This is a genomic window from Nitrospirillum pindoramense (assembly GCF_007827955.1).
Taxonomy (GTDB): domain Bacteria; phylum Pseudomonadota; class Alphaproteobacteria; order Azospirillales; family Azospirillaceae; genus Nitrospirillum; species Nitrospirillum amazonense_B.
Genome location: NZ_VITR01000003.1, coordinates 228,115 through 248,174, shown reverse-complemented (window position 1 = coordinate 248,174; position 20,060 = coordinate 228,115). Strand labels below are relative to the sequence as shown.

The window sequence follows — 20,060 nt, the reverse complement described above, 5'->3', positions numbered from 1 at the left end:
ACCGGCCTGCGGGCGCAAGATTCGGAGGACTGCCAGTCTGTCCAGCGGGGCCCGCCTCAGGGTGCATCTTCGTTCCGGGTGTGCTATCTGAGCGGCTTCCGCATCCTGGTGATGCGCCCTTGGCGGCTATCCTGCCGCCGGACCTTATCACCAGCTATCTCGATAGTCGCGTCGCGTCGTCAACCTTTGGATGACGTCCCCCAGGGAGACCGTCCCCGAAGCGCCTGGCGAAGCGCCGCCCGCCCGCATGCCGGAGAGTGCGTTTCCCATGAGTGTCGTCACCCGCTTCGCCCCATCCCCCACCGGCTACCTGCACATCGGCGGCGCCCGTACCGCCCTGTTCAACTGGCTGTACGCCCGCCATCACGGCGGCACCTTCCTGCTGCGCATCGAGGATACGGACCGGGCGCGCTCCACCCAGGCGGCGGTTGACGCCATCATCGACGGCCTGAGCTGGCTGGGCCTGACCTGGGACGGCGACGCCGTCAGCCAGTTCGAGCGGCGCGAGCGCCATGCCGAGGTGGCGCGCACCATGCTGGCCCAGGGCCATGCCTATTACTGCTATTGCTCCCCGGAAGAGCTGGAAGCGATGCGGGAGCAGCAGAAGGCCGCCGGCCTGCCGGTTCGCTACGATGGCCGCTGGCGCGACCGCGACCCGTCGGAGGCACCGGCCGGCGTCGCCCCGGTCATCCGCCTGAAGGCTCCGCGTGAGGGCGAGACGGTCCTGCAGGACAAGGTGCAGGGCGAGGTGCGGGTGCAGAACAGCCAGTTGGACGATATGGTGCTGCTGCGCGCCGACGGTACGCCCACGTACATGCTCTCGGTGGTGGTGGACGACCAGGACATGGGCGTCACCCAGGTCATCCGCGGTGACGACCACCTGACCAACACCTTCCGCCAGCTGCAGATTTACCAGGCCATGGGCTGGACGCCGCCGGACTTCGCCCATATCCCGCTGATCCATGGCCCCGATGGCGCCAAGCTGAGCAAGCGCCATGGCGCCCTGGGGGCCGAGGCCTACCGCGACCTGGGCTACCTGCCGGAAGCGCTGCGCAACTACCTGCTGCGCCTGGGCTGGGGCCATGGCGATGATGAGATCATCAGCACCGAGGACGCCGTCGCCTGGTTCAACCTGGAAGGCATTGGCCGTTCCCCCTCGCGCATGGATTACGCCAAGCTCGACAACCTGAACGGCCATTACATCCGGCAGGCCGATGATGACCGGCTGGTGGGCCTGATCGCCCCCCGCCTGGCCACGGCGCTGGGGCGGGACCTGACCGACGCCGACCGCGATCTGCTGCGCCGCGCCATGCCGGGCCTGAAGGCGCGGGCCAAGACCCTGGTGGAACTTGCGGCCGGCGCACAGTTTTATGTCACGACGCGCCCCCTTCCGCTGGATGACAAGGCTTCCCAACTGCTGACGGAAGACGCGCGCGCCCAACTGGCGGTGATCGCCACCCGCTTCGCGGAGGTCCCCGACTGGACCGCGGCCACCCTTGAGGGGGTCGTACGCGCGTACGCCGAGGAGACGGGCCTGAAGCTGGGCAAATTGGCCCAGCCATTGCGCGCCGCACTCTCCGGTTCCACCGTGTCGCCACCGATTTTCGAGGTGGCGGAAGTCCTGGGCCGGGTTGAAACCCTGGCCCGTATCAGCGATGTCGCAGGGGGTGCGTGAACCCTCCTGGCGTCATTGCCTTCGGCGGTGCGGAACACTACACTCCGCACCGCGTCATAAAGACCAATAAGGGGCAGAGGGCCCCACTTCGTATAAACAAGGACGTGCCGAAATGAGCGATACGACGACACCGGCGGCCGGAAAGAAAACGGTCACCCTCACCGACAACCAAACCGGTAAGTCTTACGAATTCCCGGTCATGCACGGCACGACCGGCCCTGACGTGGTCGATATCCGCAAGCTCTACGGCGAGACCGGCTACTTCACCTACGACCCGGGCTTCACCTCGACCGGCAGCTGCGAGTCCAAGATCACCTTCATCGACGGCGACAAGGGCGTTTTGCTGCACCGCGGCTACCCCATCGAGCAGCTGGCCGAGAAGAGCGACTTCATGGAAGTCTGCTACCTGATGCTGCACGGTGAGCTGCCGAACGCCAAGCAGAAGGGCGATTTCGAGCGCTCCATCACCTATCACACCATGGTGCATGAGCAGCTGTCGCAGTTCTTCCGCGGCTTCCGCCGCGACGCCCACCCGATGGCCGTCATGTGCGGCGTGGTCGGCGCCCTGTCCGCCTTCTACCACGACAGCACCGACATCGAGGATCCGCGCCAGCGCATGGTGGCCTCCCACCGCCTGATCGCGAAGATGCCGACCCTGGCCGCCATGGCCTACAAGTACTCCATCGGCCAGCCCTTCGTGTATCCGCGCAACGACCTGAGCTATGCTGAGAACTTCCTCAACATGACGTTCAGCGTCCCGTGCGAGCCGTACAAGATCAACCCGGTCATCGCCAAGGCGATGGACAAGATCTTCATCCTGCACGCTGATCACGAGCAGAACGCCTCCACCTCCACAGTGCGTCTGGCGGGCTCCTCCGGCGCCAACCCCTTCGCCTGCATCGCCGCCGGCATCGCCTGCCTGTGGGGTCCCGCCCACGGCGGCGCCAATGAGGCCGTGCTGAAGATGCTGGCGGAGATCGGCCACAAGGACCGGATCCCCGAGTTCATCGCCCGCGCCAAGGACAAGAACGACAGCTTCCGCCTCATGGGCTTCGGCCACCGGGTCTACAAGAACTACGACCCACGCGCCAAGGTCATGCAGCAGACCTGTAAGGAAGTCCTGTCCGAACTGGGCATCAAGGACGACCCGTTGCTGGACATCGCGGTGGAGCTGGAGCGCATCGCTCTGGAAGACCCGTACTTCATCGAGAAGAAGCTGTACCCCAACGTCGACTTCTACTCGGGCATCATCCTGAAGGCCATCGGCTTCCCGACCAGCATGTTCACCGTGCTGTTCGCCCTGGCCCGTACCGTGGGCTGGATCGCCCAGTGGCAGGAGATGATCGCGGACACGTCGCAGAAGATCGGCCGTCCGCGCCAGCTGTACACCGGCGCCACGACGCGGGATTATGTCCCGGTCGAACAGCGCTGAGGCATAGGCGGGCGAAACGATGGGCGAGCGGGTTCATCCCAGTGATGGCGATAATGGGCGCGGCGGCGGCCGTTCCCAGCCCCGCGCACGCATCCTGCCCGCCCGTTCCTTGGAAGGCCACCTGCCGGCCAATGACAACCCCGTGCCCCCGGGCCGGCGGTTGAAGCGGCTGGCCTGGATGATCGTCACCACCCTGGGCGTGGTCCTGGGCATCGCGGCGACCGTGGTGTCCCTGCTGCACTGAGGGGGGGATGGCGCAAACCTTCCCCTGGTTTTGGAAAGGCCGTCCGGGCAACCGGGCGGCCTTTTCCTTTTCATCCCGCTTCTCTCCAGCATGAGGCCTCATGGGCTTAATGCCGCCATCAGTGATGGCATTGCTGGCGCTGATTGCGGCGGCGGCGGGAAAAGCGACTGCCCAGGCGGGCCGTACCGGCAGGATGACGTGCACAATGAGGTCCGTACGCCCATGACACAGATCGTACAGTGCGAATGGGGCCTGACCGGCTTGGAGACGCTGCGCGAGACCGTGGCGGTGGTCGTGATCGTCGACGTGCTGTCTTTCTGCACCGCCGTAGACATCGCCGTCAGCAGAGGAGCGGCCATCCTGCCATTTCCCTACGGCGATCCCGGCATAGCGCGGACCGCGTCGGAGAGCGCGGGCGCGAGGTTGGCCGCCCCGCGCAACGCCGGCGGCCAATTGAGCTTGTCCCCCCAGTCTCTCATGACCATTCCGGCGGGGACGCGCCTGATGCTGCCGTCGCCCAATGGCTCCCGCCTGTCGCTGGCGGGCGGTGCCACAACGGTGCTGGCCGGTTGCCTGCGCAACGCCGCCGCTGTCGCCCGCAAGGCCCGCATGCTGGCCAACAGCGGGGATATCGCCGTCATCCCGGCGGGCGAGCGCTGGCCCGATGGCGGTTTGCGCCCGGCGGTGGAAGACCTGCTGGGGGCCGGCGCCATCATCGCAGCGCTGGACCTGCCCCCGTCGGCAGAGGCGCGAGTGGCACGGGACGCGTACACGGCCGCACGCGGCGATTTGGTCGACATCATACGGGACAGCCGATCCGGCCGAGAGTTGACAGAATGGGGCTACGCCGGGGATGTGGAGATTGCCCTGGCCGTCAACACCAGCACCACGACCCCCATCCTTCGGGATGGGGCCTATCAGGCGCTGTGAGCCGTCTCCAGCGCCTGCGCCAGCACCTCGAAGGTTCGGGGATGGTCGCATTGGGCGACATTGAAGCGTAGAAAGCCGTCCGCGCTATTGGTCAGGCTGAACACGTCACCCGGCGCCAGCACCACGCCCTGGTCCAGCGCGGCCCGGGCGAGAGCCACGGACGATGCCCCCCGCGGCAACGCCACCCAGAGGAACATGCCGCCCCGTGGCTCCACCCAGGGCTTGAGCCCCAGGGCCTCGAGCCGCCGCACCGTACGCCCCATGGCACCGGCCAAGCGCCCGCGTACACCCTCCATATGCCGCCGGTAGCTGCCATCGGTCAGCAACTGATGGACAATCCGGGGATTGGTGGTGGCGTTGCCGAAGGCGGTGGCCAGCTTCACGTCGGCGATGCCCTGGACCCAGTCCGCGCGGGCCACGATATAGCCGCAGCGCACTGCCGCCGACAGCGTCTTGGAAAAGCTGCCGATATGGATCACCCGGTCCAAGCCGTCGAAGGCGGCCAGCCGGGGTGACGGCTCCGTCTCGAAATCACTGAAGATGTCATCCTCGACGATCAGGATGTCATGGGCGGTCGCCAGGGTCAGCAGCTTGTGCGCCACCGGCGCCGTCAGGCTGGCACCCGTGGGATTGTGCAGGGCGGCGTTGGTGATGTAGAGGCGCGGCCGATGGGTGGCGGCCGCCTGGGCGAAAGCGGCCAGGTCCGGCCCCAAGGGCGTATAGGGCACCGGCACCGCGCGGGCGCGGTGGGCGGCCACCACGGTCTTGAAGTTGTAGTAGCAGGGGTCGTCCAGCAGCACGACGTCGCCCGGCTCCAAAAGGTAGCGACAGACCAGATCTATGGCCTGGCTGCCGCTGTCGGCCAGCAGGATCTGGTCGACAGCCGCCGGGATGCCCCGCCCGGCGAAGCGGTCGGAGAGATGACGGCGCAGGGCCGGATAGCCGAGGGGATTGTCATAATCCAACAGGGCGCTGGATGGTGCTCGCGCCAGGGCCCGGAAGGCGCGCCTGACGGCTGCTTCCGGCATCCAATCGGCGGGCAGCCAGCCGCAACCGGGCTTCAGCACGCCCTCGCCCGGTTCCAGCGCCTGCCGCATCAGCCACAGCGGGTCCACCGCCCGGTCCGGCGGCGGCTCGGCCCCCGCCAACGACGCCCCCATGAGCACCAGGGGAGGCGCCCGCTTGGCGACATAGAACCCGGAGCCGGGACGAGCGGTCAGCACCCCCTCCGCCACCAGCCGGTCGTAGGCCTCCACCACCGTGGATTTGGACACGCCCAGCCGCTCCGCCAGCACGCGGATGGACGGCGCTCGGGCGCCGGCCGCCAGCAGCCGGCCGTCCACACGGGCCTGGATATCGGCCATCACCGTTTCCACCAGGGTCAGGCCAGCGGATGCTTCTGTTGACTGTATCGCCATTTGGACCAGTACAGTTTAGTCAAACCGTACTGCACCATACCTTGTGACCCTCCCCAGCGGAAGGCAGCATCGGCGGCGTCACGAACCCAGGATGCCCCGCCATGACGGACACCACCGTCGTCCCCACCGCCCTCACGACGGCCCCGGCGCGCCAGCCCGCCGCCGGCCTCATCTACGGCCTGATCGGCGTCATCATCTTCAGCGGCAGCCTGCCGGTGACCAAGATCGGCCTGACGGGGCTGGACGCCAATTTCCTCAGCCTGGCACGGGCGGCCCTGGCGGGGATCATCTCCGTGGGTCTGCTGGCCCTGTTGCGCCCCCGCCGGCCCAGGGTGCGTGACCTGCCGGGTTTGACGGTCGTCGCCGGCGGCGCCGTGGTGGGCTTCCCCCTGCTGTCGGCCCTGGCCCTGCACTGGATGCCCAGCACGCACGCCATCGTCTTCAGCGGCCTGCTGCCCATCTCAACCGCTGTCTTCGGCGCGCTACGGGGCGGCGACCGGCCCCGGGCGCCCTTCTGCCTGTACTCCTGCGCCGGTGCAAGCGCCATCGCCGCCTACGCCTTGGCGCCGGCCCTATCACAGGGCGGCGTCTGGCTGGCACCGGGCGACGGGCTCATGATCCTGGCCGTCGCCGTCTGCGGCCTGGCCTATGCGGAGGGAACGCGACTGTCGCGCCATCTGGGCGGGTGGCCCGTGATCTGCTGGGCGCTGGTGCTGTCCCTGCCGGTGACGGCGTCGCTGGCCTGGGCGACCTTCCCCGTCAACTGGCAGGCGGTTCCCCTGTCGGCCTGGGCGGCACTGGGCTACGTCACTCTGTTCAGCATGTTGATCGGGTTTTTGTTCTGGTACCACGGCCTGAGCCTGGGCGGCACCGCGGCGGTGGGGCAGTTGCAGCTGCTGCAACCCTTCTGCAGTTTCGGCCTGGCGGCGCTGCTGCTGGGCGAGCCGGTGGGGCCGGCCCTTCTGGGCACGGCCCTGGTCGTGGTGCTATGCGTCGCGGGCGCCCGGCGGGCCGTCCACCGGGGATAAGACACCTCCGGCCGGAGCAAAGCTTATGGCGCGACGTATTACAGGCCCGCCTGCTCCGCCTCGCGCTGACGGGTCTGGATGACGCGCATGACCACCTCGGCCGCGCGGCGGCTGGGCGGGGTGTCGCCCTGGCCCAACCAGGCGGCCACCTCGGCCACACCCTCGATCTGCTCCTGGCGGGCGGCGGGGTCGTCCAGCAGGCGGCCCAGGGCCTCGGCCAGGCGGGACGGCCGGCACTCCTCCTGCAACAGTTCCGGCACCAGCATGCGGTTCAGCATGATGTTGACCAGGTTGACGAAGCGCACCTTGATCAGCCCACGATAGAGCCGATAGGTCAGCGGGTGGATGCGATAGGCGATGACGGCCGGCAGACGGGCCAGCGCCAACTCCAGCGCCACCGTGCCGGATGCCGCCAGGGCGGCCTCGCTGGCGGCGAAGGCGTCGTACTTGTCCTGGTCGCCCTCCACCACCACGGCCGGCAGGGGCCAGCTTTTCACCGCCTCCTCCACCAGGGCCTTGGTGGCGGGCACCGTCGGAACAGCGGCCACCACACGCGGCAGGCGGGGTGCCAGGATGTCCAGCGCCCCCTTGAAATCAGGCAACAGCTTGGTCACCTCGCTGCGCCGGCTGCCGGGCAGGATGGTCACGATGCGGGTGTCGGACCCGAGGTCGTGCCTGGCGCGAAAACGGTCGGCATCACCGGCGTCGGCGCCGCTTTCCACAATGGGATGGCCGACGAAGCTGGCGTCCAGGCCGACCTTCTCGAAGTAGGGCGGCTCAAACGGCAGCAAGGCCAGCAGATGGTCCAGGAACTTGGCGATCTTGGCTGCCCGGCCGGGACGCCAGGCCCAGACGGTGGGCGCCACGTAATGGATCAGGGGGATGGCCGGGTTGGCCTTCTTGACCCGGCGCGCCACGCGGAAACAAAAGTCCGGCGCGTCGATGGTCACCACCGCCGCCGGCTTCATCTCCAGGATGGCCTGTTCCGTTTCCTTCATGCGGCGCAGCAGGCTGGGCAGCTTGGGCAACAGTTCCGCCAGGCCGAACAGGGCCAATTCCTCCATGGGGAAAAGGCTTTTCAGGCCCTGCGCCTTCATGCGTTCACCGCCCACACCGGCGAAGCGGATGGCGCCAAACGTCTCCTGCTTCAGGGCCAGCATGAGCCGGCCGCCCAACACGTCGCCCGACGGCTCCCCCGCGACGAGGAAGACCAGGGGCACATCCTCGTTCATACCGCCTCCGTAACAATTCCGGTGACAAACAGGCCGGCGCCATCCGCCGCCTGGGCCACTTGGTCCCGACCCAAGGTCAGGGTACCGCCCGCTTCCACCGCGATGCCCCGGAAGCCGTGGGCCGCCGCCTTTTGCACCGTTGTAACGCCGATGGTGGGCAAATCCAGGCGGATGTCCTGTTGGGGCTTGCGCATTTTCACCAGGATGGGGCCGGGCCCCTCCCGGCGTAGGCTGCCGCAACGCTCGATCAGCGCGTCGGTGCCCTCAATGGCCTCGACGCCCAGGATCAGGCCCTGCTGCACCACCACGGCCTGCCCGACATCCAGCAGGCCCAGGGCGCGGGCAACGGTCACGCCATGGCGGATGTCGACCTCGGCATCCCCATCAGGCGCCAGAGCGCCCATGGGGCCCACGGGGCTCAGCAAGCCCTGCACCAGCGCCTGCACGGCCACGACGCCAAAGCCCTCCTCCTCCAGCGTCGCCACCAGGGCGCGCAGGATGCCATCGTCGCCCAGGGCCCTGGCACCGATGCGGGCGAAGAACTTGGCCGCGAACCAGTCGGGCCGCATCTCCGCGAGGCTGGGCCGGCGCACGCGACCGGCCAGCACGATCTCCCCCACGCCTTCGGCGCGCAGGCGATCCAGGATGGCGCCGGCGGCGCCAATGCGGAAGCTGGCCTGGGGAACGTCGGCCGGCAGGGTGGCGCCCTGCCCCTCCAGCGTCACCACGAACACCGGGCGGCCCAGGGCGCGACAGGTGTCGACCAGCCGGCCGGGCAGGTCCCCCCCGCCCGCCAGGATCCCCAGCTTTACAGGGGCCTCGGGCATCAGCGCGGCTGGCACAAGGCGCGGCCGCCACGGCCGCGGATGAAGGTCAGGACCTCCCCCACCACCGGGGCTGGGTGGGCCGTCTCCACCGCCGCCATGCGGTCCGCCAGCGTGCCCTCGGGTCCGAAGATGCCATCGAACGCGGCGCGCAAGGCGTTCACATCATCACGCGTGAAGCCGCGGCGGGTCAGCCCCACCAGGTTCAGCCCGGCCAGGAACGCGCGGTCCCCTTTCACCAAGCCATAGGGGATGACATCGCTCTCCACGCCGGACATGCCGCCGATCATGGCGTGCGCGCCGATACGCACCCACTGGTGCACCGCCGACAGCCCGCCCAGGATGGCGTTGTCGCCCACCTCGACATGGCCACCCAGGGTGGCGTTGTTGGCCAGGATGACATTGTCGCCGACGATACAATCATGCGCCACGTGGGAGGACGCCATGAACAGGCAGCCGTCGCCCACGCGGGTGACCATGCCGCCGCCTTCCGTCCCGATGTGCATGGTCACATGCTCACGGATACGGTTGTTGCGCCCGACGATCAGTTCCGCCGGCTCGCCCTTGAACTTCAGATCCTGCGGCGCATGGCCGATGGAGGCGAAGGGATAGATGACGGTGCCCGAGCCCACCTGGGTGCGCCCCTCGACCACCACGTGGCTCTTCAGGTCCACGCCATCGCCCAGCGTGACATGGGGGCCCACCACACAGAACGGGCCGATCTTGACACCGGCGCCAATCTGGGCGGCCGGGTCGACCACGGCGGTCGGATGGATCACGGTCTCGGCTGCGGAAGCGCTCATCTGCGATAGGGCCTAGCTGTCCATCACGATCATGGCGGCGTAGGTCGCCTCGGCGCACAGTTGGCCTTCGACCCAGCCCTCGCCCTTGAACTTCCACACGTTGCGGCGGTTCTGGATCTTCTGGACCTTGATCTCCACGCGGTCGCCCGGCACCACCGGACGGCGGAACTTCGCCTCCTCGATGGACATGAAGTAGACCAGCTTGCCTTCGGCCGACTCTCCCAGCGTGTGCATGACCAGCACGGCGGAGGTCTGCGCCATGGCTTCCACGATCATGACGCCCGGCATGACGGGCTTCTGCGGGAAATGGCCGGTGAAGAACGGCTCGTTGATGGTGACGTTCTTGATGCCCGTGCAGCTTTCACCCGGCACGATGTCGACGACCTTGTCGATCAACAGCATGGGATAACGGTGCGGAATCATCTGCATGATCCGCAGGATGTCCAGGTCGGGAACCTTGCCAGGAACCTTCTGCTCTTCAGTCGTCACGTCCATCACCTTGTCCATTCCTACCCCGCACCAGACGGCCCAGCGCCGCTACCTGGCGCAGCCATTGGCGCATGGGCACGGCCGGCGATCCGCCGACCTTTTCCCCTGGCTCCACATCCCGCATGACACCGCTTTGTGCCGCGATCTGCGCGCCCGCACCGATCTTCAAATGCCCCGTCACGCCGGCCTGCGCCGCCAGCACGACATGGTGATCCAGCCGCGTGCTGCCCGATATCCCCGCCTGGGCCACGATGACGCAGCCGGCACCGAGGTGCACGTTGTGCCCGATTTGCACTAAATTATCAATCATACAGCCCCGGCCGATGATTGTATCGGGTCCCGCCCCCCGGTCCACGGTGGCATTGGCCCCAATTTCCACGTCATCCTCGATCAGGACGCGCCCCATCTGCGGCACGCGCACATGCCCGGCCAGATCCATGGCGAAACCGAAACCGTCCTGGCCGATGCGGGCGCCGGGATAGATGGTGACGCGCGATCCAACGACGCAGTGGGTCAGGGAGGCGTTGGCTCCGATGACGGTGTCGTCGCCCAGCCGGACGTTGATCCCGATGGTGGCATTGGGGCCGATACGGCACCGGGCGCCGATGACGGCCCCCGCCTCGACCACGGCGCCGGCGGCGATGTCGGTGCCCTGCCCCACCTCGGCCGTGGGGTCGACATGGGCCCCCGCGCTGATCGTCCCGGTGGGGGCCGTCGCGGGGTAGAAGGCCTGGGCGCACAAGGCGTAGGCCTTGTAGGGGTTGCGCGACAGCAGCAGGGCGACGCCCGCCGGCGCCTTGGACGCCAGCGCGGGATGCACGACAACGGCACCGGCCTTGGTGGCGCTGAAGGCGGCCACGTACTTCTTGTTGTCCAGGAAGCTCAGTTGCCCTTGGTCGGCGGCATCCAAGGCGGCGACGTCGCTGAGCACCAGGCCAGGGTCGCAGCCGGGCGCGATCTCTGCGCCGGACCGTTGCGCCAAATCGGCAAGGGTGAAGGGCCCGGCCCGGTTGAAGAAACGGGGATCGGCCATGAAGCGGACCTTTCGAGGACGGTGGCGGGGCCCGCACGCCCCATCCTGCGAAACGGGGGCGCCCGGGAACCGGTCAGTTCGGAATGTTGACCGTTATCTGCGGCAAAGTGGCGTTCAAACGCAACAGCACGGTGTTGGTGATGTCCTGCGCGTCGTCCGCCATATAGATGATGCTGGACCGGGGGATGACCAAGGTGGCCCCGTTTTCCCGCGCCACCTCACCCACGACATGCACCATGGTGTCGCGCAACTGGGCGCTGGCGGCGGAAAAGGCGTTGTCCAGCTGGCGCTTGCGCTCCTGCAGGCGCCGCTGCACCTCCGCCACCTGCTGCTCGAAATCCTTGCGCTTGGCGTCGAAGGCCTCCTGGCCCAGCACGGTGCGCTGGTTGGCCAGTTCCTTTTCCGCCTGCCGCAGCAACTGTTCCTGCTGCGATTGTTCCGCCTGGAATTTCTGGGTCTGCTCGCTGTCCTGGCGCTTCATGCTCTGCATGGCGGAGCATTTCTCCAGCAGGAACTGCACGTCGACAACGGCGATGGTGGTGACCGGCTTCTGCTGGGGTTCGCTGGCGGCCGGCTTAGGCTGGGCCTTGGCCGGCGGTGCCGCCACCGCGGGATGGGCGATGGCCCCAAAACCAAGAACGAGGGCCGCCATGGCGGCCCTCGCACCGGAAACGTAAACGGCCGGGGAAGTGGTGCGGCGTACGAACGCCATCATGTCCCGTCCCTTCGTTCTTAGAACTGCGACCCGAAGCTGAAGCGGAACTGCTGAATGCGGTCGTAGCTCTTCTTCATCCACGGATAAGCCAAGTCGATGCGGATGGGGCCGAAAGGCGACTTCCAGGACACGCCGACACCGGAGGAGGCGCGGAACGCGAACTCGTCATGGAAATCGTCGCCCGGCAAAGGCGACTCGCCGCTCTGGTCCAGGGCGCCGATATCGGTGAAGACGTGGAAGTCCACGCCCAATTCCTCCGGCAGGCCCAGCGGGAAGGTGACTTCCGACGTGCCGCGCACCAGCCGCTTGCCGCCCAGGGCGTCGTTGCCGCCGTTGCTGCTGAAGGCGCGGGGGCCGACACCAGCCACCTGGAAGCCACGCAGGGTATCGCCGCCCAGGAAGAAGCGGTCCTGAATACGCACGAACTCGCCACCCAGGCCCAGGATGTAGCCGACCTCGCCCTCGATCTTCAGCACGACGTTGCTGAACAGCGGGAAGTAGATGCCGGAGGTCAGGCGGTTGCGCAGGAAGTGCACGCTGCCGCCCAGGCCGGCCACCTGGTTGCTGACGGTGAAGTAGTAGCCCGAGGTGGGCTTCAGGCGGCTGTCACGGGCATCGAAGGTCAGGGCTGACTGGATGGACGACGTCGTCGTCGCACCCACCTGCTCCTGCACGAAGCGCGTGGTTTCATAGGTGATGTCGCTGATCCGGGTATGGGACAGCGTATAGGTCACCAGTTCGCGCAAGCGTTCGGAGATGGGGAAGCCGGCACGGATGTCGAAGCCCGTGCTGGACATATCGTAACTGTAGGACTCTTCCGTCGTGTTCGCGTTGCGGTCGGTGCGGAACAGGTCCACGCCCATCGCCAGATCCCGGTTCATGAAGTAGGGATCGGTATACGAAATGGTGAATTCCTTGGAGTAGTAGGACCACATCGTCGAGAAACGGATGTCTTGGCCCGTACCCAGGAAGTTGCGTTGCCGGATCGAGAAGTCGATCAGCGCGCCTTCGGTGGTGGAGTAACCCAGCCCCACCTGGATTTCACCGGTGGACTGCTCGCTGAGATCGACGGTCAGGACCGCCTGGTCCGGCGTGCTGCCCTCGCTCGGCTTGATCTTGACGTCGTCGAAGAAGCCCAGGTCCTTCACGCGCTGCTCGGAACGCTTGACCTTGGACGCGTTGAAGGGGTCGCCTTCGGCCAGCAGCAGCTCGCGCCGCACCACCTTGTCCAGGGTGATGAGGTTACCGTTGATGTCGATGCGCTCCACGAACACGCGCGGGCTGGGGTTGATCTCGAAGTGCAGGTCGACGGTCTGCGTGTCGGGGTGGCGCTCCTCATTGGGATCCACCTGCACGAAGGCGTACTGCTGGTCACCCAGCTTGTCCTGCAGCTTGTTGATCGTGCTTTCGATCTTGTCTGCGTTGAACCAGTCGCCTTCCTTGGTCTCGATCACCTCGCGCAGCGGCGCGAGATCGATGTCCTTGATGGCGCTGGTCAGTTCGATCTTGCCGAACTTGTAACGCTTGCCCTCGTCCAGGGACATGGTGATGAAGAACTTCTCACGGTCCGGCGTCAGTTCCGCGACGGACGACATCACCCGGAAATCGGGATAGCCGTTGCGGAAGTAGAAGCGGCGGATCTGTTCCTTGTCGTAGGCCAGACGGTCGGGATCGTAGGTGTCGTCACTGGACAGGAAGCGCCACCAACGCGATTCCTTGGTGACCATGACGTCGCGCAGATCGCTGTCGTCATAGATATTGTTGTTGATGAAGCTGATCAGCTGCACGCCGGTCAGCGGGCCTTCATCAATCTCGAACACCAGATCGACGCGGTTCTGTTCCAGCTGGACGATCTTGGGCTCGATGCGGGCGGCGAAACGGCCATTGCGGCGGTAGACGTCCAGCATGCGCTGCACGTCCTGCTGCACGCGGGACCGGGTGAACACCAGGCGCGAGCGGAGCTGGACTTCGGACTGCAGGTCCTCTGTCTTGACGCGCTTGTTTCCTTCGAACACCACGCGGTTGATGATCGGGTTCTCGACCACGGACACCACCAGGGTGTCACCATCACGACGCAGGGTCACGTCGGCGAACAGCTGGGTGGCGAACAGGGCCTTCAGCGATTCATCGATCTTGTCCGGATTGAAGGCGTCGCCCTGCGACACCACCAGGTAGGAGCGGACGGTCGCCTGCTCGATACGCTGCGTGCCTTCGACGCGAATGTCCTTGATGACGCCACCGGACAGGATCCCCTGAGCCCAGGCACCGGACGAAAGAGCGACAGCTGACGTTGCGGTGGTGCCGGCGATAACCAGGCACAGCGCCGCTACTCTCGAAACCGAACCCAATTATTTCCCCCGGTCAAACTTTGGAGATCAGAGACTTAACGAAGCTGCCCACACCGAAGTGGATCAGATCGTTCCAAGTGGCGAAAATCATGAGACTAAGTACCAAAGCCAGGCCGATCCGGAAACCATATTCCTGAGCGCGCTCGCCCAGGGGACGGCCCCGCAAAGCTTCCAGGCCATAGTACATAAGATGCCCGCCGTCCAGCATGGGGACGGGAAAGAGATTGATCAGGCCCAAGTTGACGGACAGCACGGTCATGAACCAGATGACCTGGACCAAGCCCAATTGCGCCATTTCACCGGACATTTGCACGATACGCAGCGGCCCGCCCAAATCTTCGGTGCCATGGGTGCCTGCGATCATTTGGCCCACCGCGTCCAGCGTGCCGACGACCAGCGCCCAGGTCGCCTTGGCCGCCGCCCACACCGCGTTCAGCGGATCACGGCGATGGTATTCATCCTGGCCACGAACGACGCCGAGGCGTCCGATGCGGCTTTTGTTGCCGAAGCGGTCTTCCGACTCCACGGCGCGCGGCGTGACCTTCAGACCCAGCTGCGCGTCGCCGCGCTGCACCGTCACATCCAGCGTCACGCCGGGATTGACGGCGATGATCTGCTGCAGATCCTCGAAGCGCTCAATCTTGTGGCCGCCCAGTTCCAGCACACGGTCACCAGCCTGCAAGCCGGCGGCCGCGGCCGCGCTGTCCGGTTCCACCTGCTGCACGACGGCCGGCGTGAAGGGCTGGCCGTAGAACATGAACAGCATGGACAAGGCGACGATGGCGAACAGGAAGTTGGCCATGGGGCCCGCCACCACGATGGCGGCGCGCTGGCCCACCCGCTTATGGTGAAAGGACACGGCACGCTCTTCCGGCGTCATGGCGCGGGTTTCGGCGCCGGGCCGGCTGGCCGCGTCGGCGTCGCCGAACATCTTCACGTAACCGCCCAGCGGGATCAGGCTGAACTTCCAGCGCGTACCCGCACGGTCGTTGAACCCCCAGATTTCCGGGCCGAAGCCGATGGAAAACACCTCCACCCGCACGCCGTTGCGCCGGGCCACGTAGTAGTGGCCGAACTCGTGCACGAACACGAGGACGGTCAACACCACCAGGAAGGTGCCACCATAGGTGCTGGCGTAGTTCACGATCTGATGCATCGTCCCAAACTCCAATAACACCCCCTCCTTCCGGGCTTCCCGCCATCCCGCCGCAAGGCCGGGGACCTGGGACACGCATACGAAGGGGCCCATTCGCCTGGCCGCGATGGTGCGCCCCCTTGGTGAACAAAACGTCACCGACGGAGGCATCGCAACCTGACTGGCAGGCCCCGGTCATCCTTGAACGGCCGGGACCCCCGTTTCCTATCGCGCCTGAATCGCTTCAGACGCAATCCGCCGCGCCACGGTATCGACTTCGCGCACATCGTCCAGTGAATTAAGGCGCGAATGCGGCACAGTCGTCATTGTGTGCTCGACGATGCGCTCGATATCCAGGAAACCGATGCGCCCGTCGAGGAAGGCCGCCACGGCGATCTCGTTGGCGGCGTTCATGACACAGGCGGCGCAGCCGCCGGCACGCATGGCCTCGCGCGCCAGGCGCAAGGCCGGGAACTTCTCCGGATCGGGGGCGTAGAATTCCAGATGGCCGGACGTCACCAGGTTCAGCCGCTCACCCGGGGTGGCGATGCGGCGCGGCCAGCCCAGGGCCACGGCGATGGGGGTGCGCATGTCCGGCGTGCCCAACTGCGCCAGGACGGAGCCGTCGACATATTCCACCAGGCTGTGCACCACCGACTGCGGATGGACCAGGACGTCGATCTTGTCCTCGGGCATGCCGAACAGGTGGTGGGCCTCGATGACCTCCAGGCCCTTGTTCATCATGGTGGCGCTGTCGACCGAGATCTTGGCGCCCATGTCCCAGGTGGGATGCGCAACGGCTTCCTTGACCGTGGCGCGGGCCATGTCTTCCCGGCTCTTGTTGCGGAACGGCCCGCCTGAGGCGGTCAGGATCAGGCGGCTGACACCGTCCACCCGCTCGGAGTCGAAGACCTGGAAGATGGCGCTGTGCTCGCTGTCGACGGGCAGCAGGGTGGCGCCGTGGCGCTTCACCTCGGCCATCATCAGGGCGCCGGCGCAGACCAGCACCTCCTTGTTGGCGAAGGCCACGGTGGCGCCCCGCCGGGCGGCGGCCAGCGTCGGCTCCATGCCAGCGGCGCCCACGATGGCGGCCATGACCCAGTCCGCCGGACGCGCCGCGGCATCCACCACCGCCTGAGCGCCCGCCGCGACCTCGATGCCGGTGCCGGACAGCGCGTCCTTCAAGGCGGCGTAGTGGGCCTCATCGGCCACCACGGCGGCCTTGGCGCGCAATTCCTTGGCCTGGCGGGCCAGCAGGTCCACGTTCTTGCGGGCCACCAGCGCCTCGACCTGGTACTGCTCCGGATCGGCGGCGACCAGTTCGACCGTGTTGCAGCCCACCGAGCCGGTGGAGCCCAGGATGGTCACCGTGCGCGTGGCCGGCGTGGGGACGGCCGCCCCCTCGGGTACCGCCACTTGGGCCGCCGCAACGGCCTGCAGGGAACTCACCACCATGACCCATTCTCCCCAATGAGGGCGTGGAACAGCGCGAACACCGGCGCCGCCATGACCAGCCCATCAATACGATCCAACAATCCGCCGTGCCCGGGGATCAGCGACCCGCTGTCCTTCACATCGCAGCGGCGCTTCATATACGATTCGAACAGGTCGCCCGCCTGTCCCACCACGGCGATCACGGCCGCCACCAGGGCGCCGGCACCGGGTGACGATACTGTCGCCAGCGGCGACAGCGCCAACCCTACCAAAGCCGCGGCCGCCATGCCGCCCAAAAGGCCCGCCCAGGTCTTCTTCGGGCTGATGCGCGGCGCCAGCTTGGGGCCGCCGATGGCGCGGCCGGCGACATAGGCGCCGATATCCGTGGCCCAGATGGCCAGCAGCAGGAACAGGAACAGCCAGATGGCCTCGGGACCGGCGCGGTTGCGTATCCAGTCCAGCGCCAGGCAACCACCGCCCACATAGGGGACGATCAGCGCGAAAAACAACGGCGCCGGCAAGCGTCCGCCCTGCCCCGTCTGGGTGTCATCGACGGGCGGCGCGCCGGGGCGTCCGCCGGCGGCGGCCCACCACAGCAGCACCGTCTGCGCCGCCAGCAGGACCAGGCCGTACAGCGGGCCGGCCACGAACTCGCCACTGAGCGTCACCAGGATGGTCATCAGGCCCATGGCCGTGGCCCAGGGCTGGCGACCTGGCACCACCAGGCGCAGCCATTCCAGACCGGCGATGACGGCCACCGCCACCAGGACAGCCTGGAAGACGAGGCCGCCCAGCCATACGGCCGCCAATACCGGCGGGCCCAGGACCAAGGCGGAGAGGATACGGGTCTTCAGATCACCCGGCAGCTTGGCCAACAGCCCTTCAGCGCGTTCCAACCGTTGCCCCATACCGGCGATCGCGCCGATGGAATTCCTGGATGGCGTCATCCAATTCCTGGCGACCAAAGTCCGGCCACAGCGTTTCCACGAACACCAGCTCCGCATAGGCCATCTGCCACAGCAGGAAGTTGCTGATGCGTTTTTCCCCGCTGGTGCGGATCAACAGATCCGGGTCGGGGATGTCCTGGGTATAAAGGGATGCGCCCAGGCGTTCCACGGTCACCTGATCGGGCGTCATGCGGCCGGCCCGCACCTCTTCCGCCAGATGCCGGGCGGCGTTGGCGATCTCCTGGCGCGAGCCGTAGCTCAGCGCCATCACCAGCGTGAGGCCGGTGTTGTTCGCCGTGAGGGATTCGGCGTTCTGGATCAGCGTTATGATGTCCGGCGCCAAGCGCGACCGGTCGCCGATGATGCGCAACCGCACGCCGTTCTTGTGCAGGGTGGCGATCTCCCCCCGCAGATAGAACCGCAGCAGGTGCATCAGCTCGCTGACCTCCCCCTCCGGCCGGCCCCAGTTCTCGGACGAGAAGCTGAACAGCGTGAGGTAGGAGACGCCCATTTCCCGCGCCGCCTCCAGCACCCGGCGCACCGCCTCCACGCCCTTCTTGTGGCCGGCGGTACGGGGCAGGCCGCGGCGCGTCGCCCAGCGCCCATTGCCATCCATGATGATGGCGATATGGGCGGGGGGGCGGACGTTCAGGGGCACTGCGGCACCGGACATGGGACTCTCGGGCAGGAACTGGGACGGCCTGGGACGCGGCCTGGGGCGCGGACGGGGAAACGGGACATCAAATCTGCGTGATGTCCTTTTCCTTGGCGGTGAACGCCTCATCAATCTTTTTGATGTGGGCGTCGGTCAGGGCCTGCACCTTGTCCGACCACGTCTTGTGCTCGTCCTCGGACAGGTCGCCGTCCTTCTGCAGCTTCTTCAGCATGTCCATGCCGTCGCGCCGCACGTTGCGCACGGCCACGCGGGCCTGCTCGGCGTACTTGTTGGCCACCTTCACCAGTTCCTGGCGGCGCTCCTGGTTCAGGTCGGGGATGGGCACGCGGATGATCTGGCCATCCGTCTGCGGGTTCAGGCCCAGGCCGGCCTCGCGGATGGCCTTCTCGGTCGCCTTGACCATGGTGCGGTCCCACACCTGCACGGTGATCAGGCGCGGCTCCGGCACGCTGACGGTGGCCACCTGGGTCAGAGGCATGTGGGACCCGTAGGCCTCCACCGTCACCGGTTCCAGCAGGCTGGCCGACGCGCGGCCGGTGCGCAGGCCGGCGAATTCCTTGCGCAAGCTTTCGACGGCGCCATCCATGCGCCGGGTGATGTCGTCCATTGAGGGAGCGGCCACGTTCAAGCCTCTTCTTCCGTAATGATCGTGAAATGACCCCGTCCGTCCATGACCTCGGCGAAAGCGCCTTCCTCATGGATGGAAAAGACGAGGATGGGAATGTTGTTCTCGCGCGCCAGCGAAATCGCCGTCGCGTCCATGACCTGCAGGTCGTTCGACAGGACGTGGAGATAGCTCAGCGACGACAGGCGCTCCGCCGTGGGGTCCTTCTTGGGATCGGCGGTGTAGACGCCATCCACCTTGGTGCCCTTCAGCAGGGCCTCGCAGCCCATTTCCGAGGCGCGCAGCGCCGCGGCCGTGTCGGTGGTGAAGAAGGGGTTGCCGGTGCCGGCGGCGAAAATCACCACCCGGCCCTTTTCCATGTGGCGCACCGCGCGGCGGCGGATGAAGGGCTCGCACACGCTGGCCATGGGGATGGCGGACTGTACGCGCGTGGGAACGCCGATGCGCTCCAGCGCGCTCTGCATGGCCAGCGCGTTCATCACGGTGGCCAGCATGCCCATGTTGTCGGCCGTGGCGCGTTCCATGCCCGACGCGGCGCCGGAAACACCGCGGAAGATGTTGCCGCCGCCGATGACCAGGCAAACCTCGACGCCCATCGCGATGACGGTCTTGACCTCGTCGGCGACGCGATTGACGACCTTCTGGTCGAGACCGAATTCACGGTCCCCCATCAGCGCCTCGCCCGAGATTTTCAGAAGTACGCGTTGGTATCGGGCAGCCACGGGGTCAGGTCCTCTCGCCAATGGGTGGGCCCGGCGACAAGCCGGGTTGGGAAGCCACGAGTGTCCGGGGTCAGATCCGGCTTAGCTCTACTGCAAACCGGCCCCCGCCGCCAAGCCTGGCGTTGCAGGGGGCTCATGCAATGGAGCCCCGAATTGAGCCGAAATCGAGGCGCACGAAGAGAGCGGCGCCGGCAATGGCACCGGCGGCCACTCTACCTACAGGGAAATGTCGATGAAATCGCCATCCCGCGCTGACACAGAAAAGGTGCCGCCGGCATGGGCGGGCACCCCCGCTCCGGGACAAGGCACCCAAGAAACCGGCGCGTCCATCGCTGGACGCGCCGGTTTTA

General features: G+C 66.8%; 19 protein-coding genes. 5 read left to right on the top strand and 14 right to left on the bottom strand.

Features of this window, described 5'->3' with window-relative positions:
- Window positions 1-268: 268 nt before the first annotated feature.
- The 4 genes from gltX to FBZ90_RS06100 all read left to right on the top strand — a co-directional run bounded on the left by gltX (window position 269) and on the right by FBZ90_RS06100 (window position 4,281).
- Window positions 269-1,675 carry a glutamate--tRNA ligase gene (gene gltX, locus FBZ90_RS06115; RefSeq protein ID WP_145730135.1) on the top strand — a complete coding sequence of 469 codons (1,407 nt, stop codon included), beginning with the start codon at window positions 269-271 and terminating at the stop codon, window positions 1,673-1,675.
- A 112-nt stretch (window positions 1,676-1,787) separates the two neighbouring features.
- Window positions 1,788-3,107: a citrate synthase gene (gene gltA / locus FBZ90_RS06110; RefSeq protein ID WP_145730134.1), complete on the top strand. Its 1,320-nt coding sequence runs from the start codon at window positions 1,788-1,790 to the stop codon at window positions 3,105-3,107.
- A gap of 19 nt (window positions 3,108-3,126) precedes the next feature.
- Entirely contained in the window at window positions 3,127-3,351 is a 225-nt protein-coding gene (locus FBZ90_RS06105) for a hypothetical protein (RefSeq protein ID WP_145730133.1), read from the top strand.
- 222 nt (window positions 3,352-3,573) lie between these two features.
- Window positions 3,574-4,281 (top strand): 2-phosphosulfolactate phosphatase, encoded by a 708-nt coding sequence (locus FBZ90_RS06100; RefSeq protein WP_145730132.1) that lies wholly within the window; start codon window positions 3,574-3,576, stop codon window positions 4,279-4,281.
- Here the strand turns inward: FBZ90_RS06100 and FBZ90_RS06095 are convergent.
- Window positions 4,269-5,699, bottom strand: coding sequence for an aminotransferase-like domain-containing protein (locus tag FBZ90_RS06095; RefSeq protein WP_145730131.1), 1,431 nt, complete (start codon window positions 5,697-5,699; stop codon window positions 4,269-4,271). The two genes, FBZ90_RS06100 and FBZ90_RS06095, sit on opposite strands and share 13 nt — an antisense overlap.
- Before the next feature lie 101 nt (window positions 5,700-5,800).
- Here FBZ90_RS06095 and FBZ90_RS06090 point away from each other — a divergent pair, with 101 nt between their 5' ends.
- Window positions 5,801-6,727, top strand: coding sequence for a DMT family transporter (locus FBZ90_RS06090; RefSeq protein WP_145730130.1), 927 nt, complete (start codon window positions 5,801-5,803; stop codon window positions 6,725-6,727).
- Between the two features lie 38 nt (window positions 6,728-6,765).
- Here FBZ90_RS06090 and lpxB read toward each other — a convergent pair whose 3' ends face one another.
- The 13 genes from lpxB to pyrH form a co-directional block, all read right to left on the bottom strand.
- The gene (lpxB, locus tag FBZ90_RS06085; RefSeq protein WP_145730129.1) at window positions 6,766-7,959 is read right to left on the bottom strand and encodes a lipid-A-disaccharide synthase; all 1,194 of its coding nucleotides are present in this window, start codon (window positions 7,957-7,959) and stop codon (window positions 6,766-6,768) included.
- Window positions 7,956-8,786 carry an LpxI family protein gene (locus tag FBZ90_RS06080; RefSeq protein ID WP_145730128.1) on the bottom strand — a complete coding sequence of 277 codons (831 nt, stop codon included), beginning with the start codon at window positions 8,784-8,786 and terminating at the stop codon, window positions 7,956-7,958. Before FBZ90_RS06080 ends, lpxB begins: the two co-directional genes overlap by 4 nt.
- Window positions 8,786-9,586, bottom strand: a complete 801-nt coding sequence (lpxA, locus tag FBZ90_RS06075) for an acyl-ACP--UDP-N-acetylglucosamine O-acyltransferase (RefSeq protein WP_145730127.1) — start codon at window positions 9,584-9,586, stop codon at window positions 8,786-8,788. The genes FBZ90_RS06080 and lpxA overlap by 1 nt, the downstream gene beginning before the upstream one ends.
- A 12-nt stretch (window positions 9,587-9,598) precedes the next feature.
- Window positions 9,599-10,081, bottom strand: coding sequence for a 3-hydroxyacyl-ACP dehydratase FabZ (gene fabZ, locus FBZ90_RS06070; protein ID WP_145730126.1), 483 nt, complete (start codon window positions 10,079-10,081; stop codon window positions 9,599-9,601).
- Window positions 10,065-11,108: a UDP-3-O-(3-hydroxymyristoyl)glucosamine N-acyltransferase gene (gene lpxD / locus FBZ90_RS06065; protein ID WP_145730125.1), complete on the bottom strand. Its 1,044-nt coding sequence runs from the start codon at window positions 11,106-11,108 to the stop codon at window positions 10,065-10,067. The genes fabZ and lpxD overlap by 17 nt, the downstream gene beginning before the upstream one ends.
- A 73-nt stretch (window positions 11,109-11,181) precedes the next feature.
- Entirely contained in the window at window positions 11,182-11,823 is a 642-nt protein-coding gene (locus FBZ90_RS06060; protein WP_145730124.1) for an OmpH/Skp family outer membrane protein, read from the bottom strand.
- 17 nt (window positions 11,824-11,840) lie between these two features.
- Entirely contained in the window at window positions 11,841-14,171 is a 2,331-nt protein-coding gene (gene bamA / locus FBZ90_RS06055; protein ID WP_145730123.1) for an outer membrane protein assembly factor BamA, read from the bottom strand.
- A gap of 13 nt (window positions 14,172-14,184) precedes the next feature.
- Complete coding sequence (rseP, locus tag FBZ90_RS06050; RefSeq protein ID WP_145730122.1) at window positions 14,185-15,327, bottom strand: RIP metalloprotease RseP; 1,143 nt, start codon at window positions 15,325-15,327, stop codon at window positions 14,185-14,187.
- A gap of 204 nt (window positions 15,328-15,531) precedes the next feature.
- Window positions 15,532-16,761, bottom strand: a complete 1,230-nt coding sequence (locus FBZ90_RS06045; protein WP_246130177.1) for a 1-deoxy-D-xylulose-5-phosphate reductoisomerase — start codon at window positions 16,759-16,761, stop codon at window positions 15,532-15,534.
- Entirely contained in the window at window positions 16,752-17,636 is an 885-nt protein-coding gene (locus FBZ90_RS06040; RefSeq protein WP_246130176.1) for a phosphatidate cytidylyltransferase, read from the bottom strand. Before FBZ90_RS06040 ends, FBZ90_RS06045 begins: the two co-directional genes overlap by 10 nt.
- On the bottom strand, window positions 17,623-18,360 hold the full coding sequence (locus FBZ90_RS06035) for an isoprenyl transferase (RefSeq protein ID WP_145730121.1): 738 nt from the start codon (window positions 18,358-18,360) through the stop codon (window positions 17,623-17,625). The genes FBZ90_RS06040 and FBZ90_RS06035 overlap by 14 nt, the downstream gene beginning before the upstream one ends.
- Before the next feature lie 67 nt (window positions 18,361-18,427).
- Window positions 18,428-18,970: a ribosome recycling factor gene (gene frr, locus FBZ90_RS06030; protein ID WP_145730452.1), complete on the bottom strand. Its 543-nt coding sequence runs from the start codon at window positions 18,968-18,970 to the stop codon at window positions 18,428-18,430.
- Between the two features lie 17 nt (window positions 18,971-18,987).
- Window positions 18,988-19,710 (bottom strand): UMP kinase, encoded by a 723-nt coding sequence (gene pyrH, locus FBZ90_RS06025; protein WP_276509086.1) that lies wholly within the window; start codon window positions 19,708-19,710, stop codon window positions 18,988-18,990.
- Window positions 19,711-20,060 lie beyond the last annotated feature (350 nt).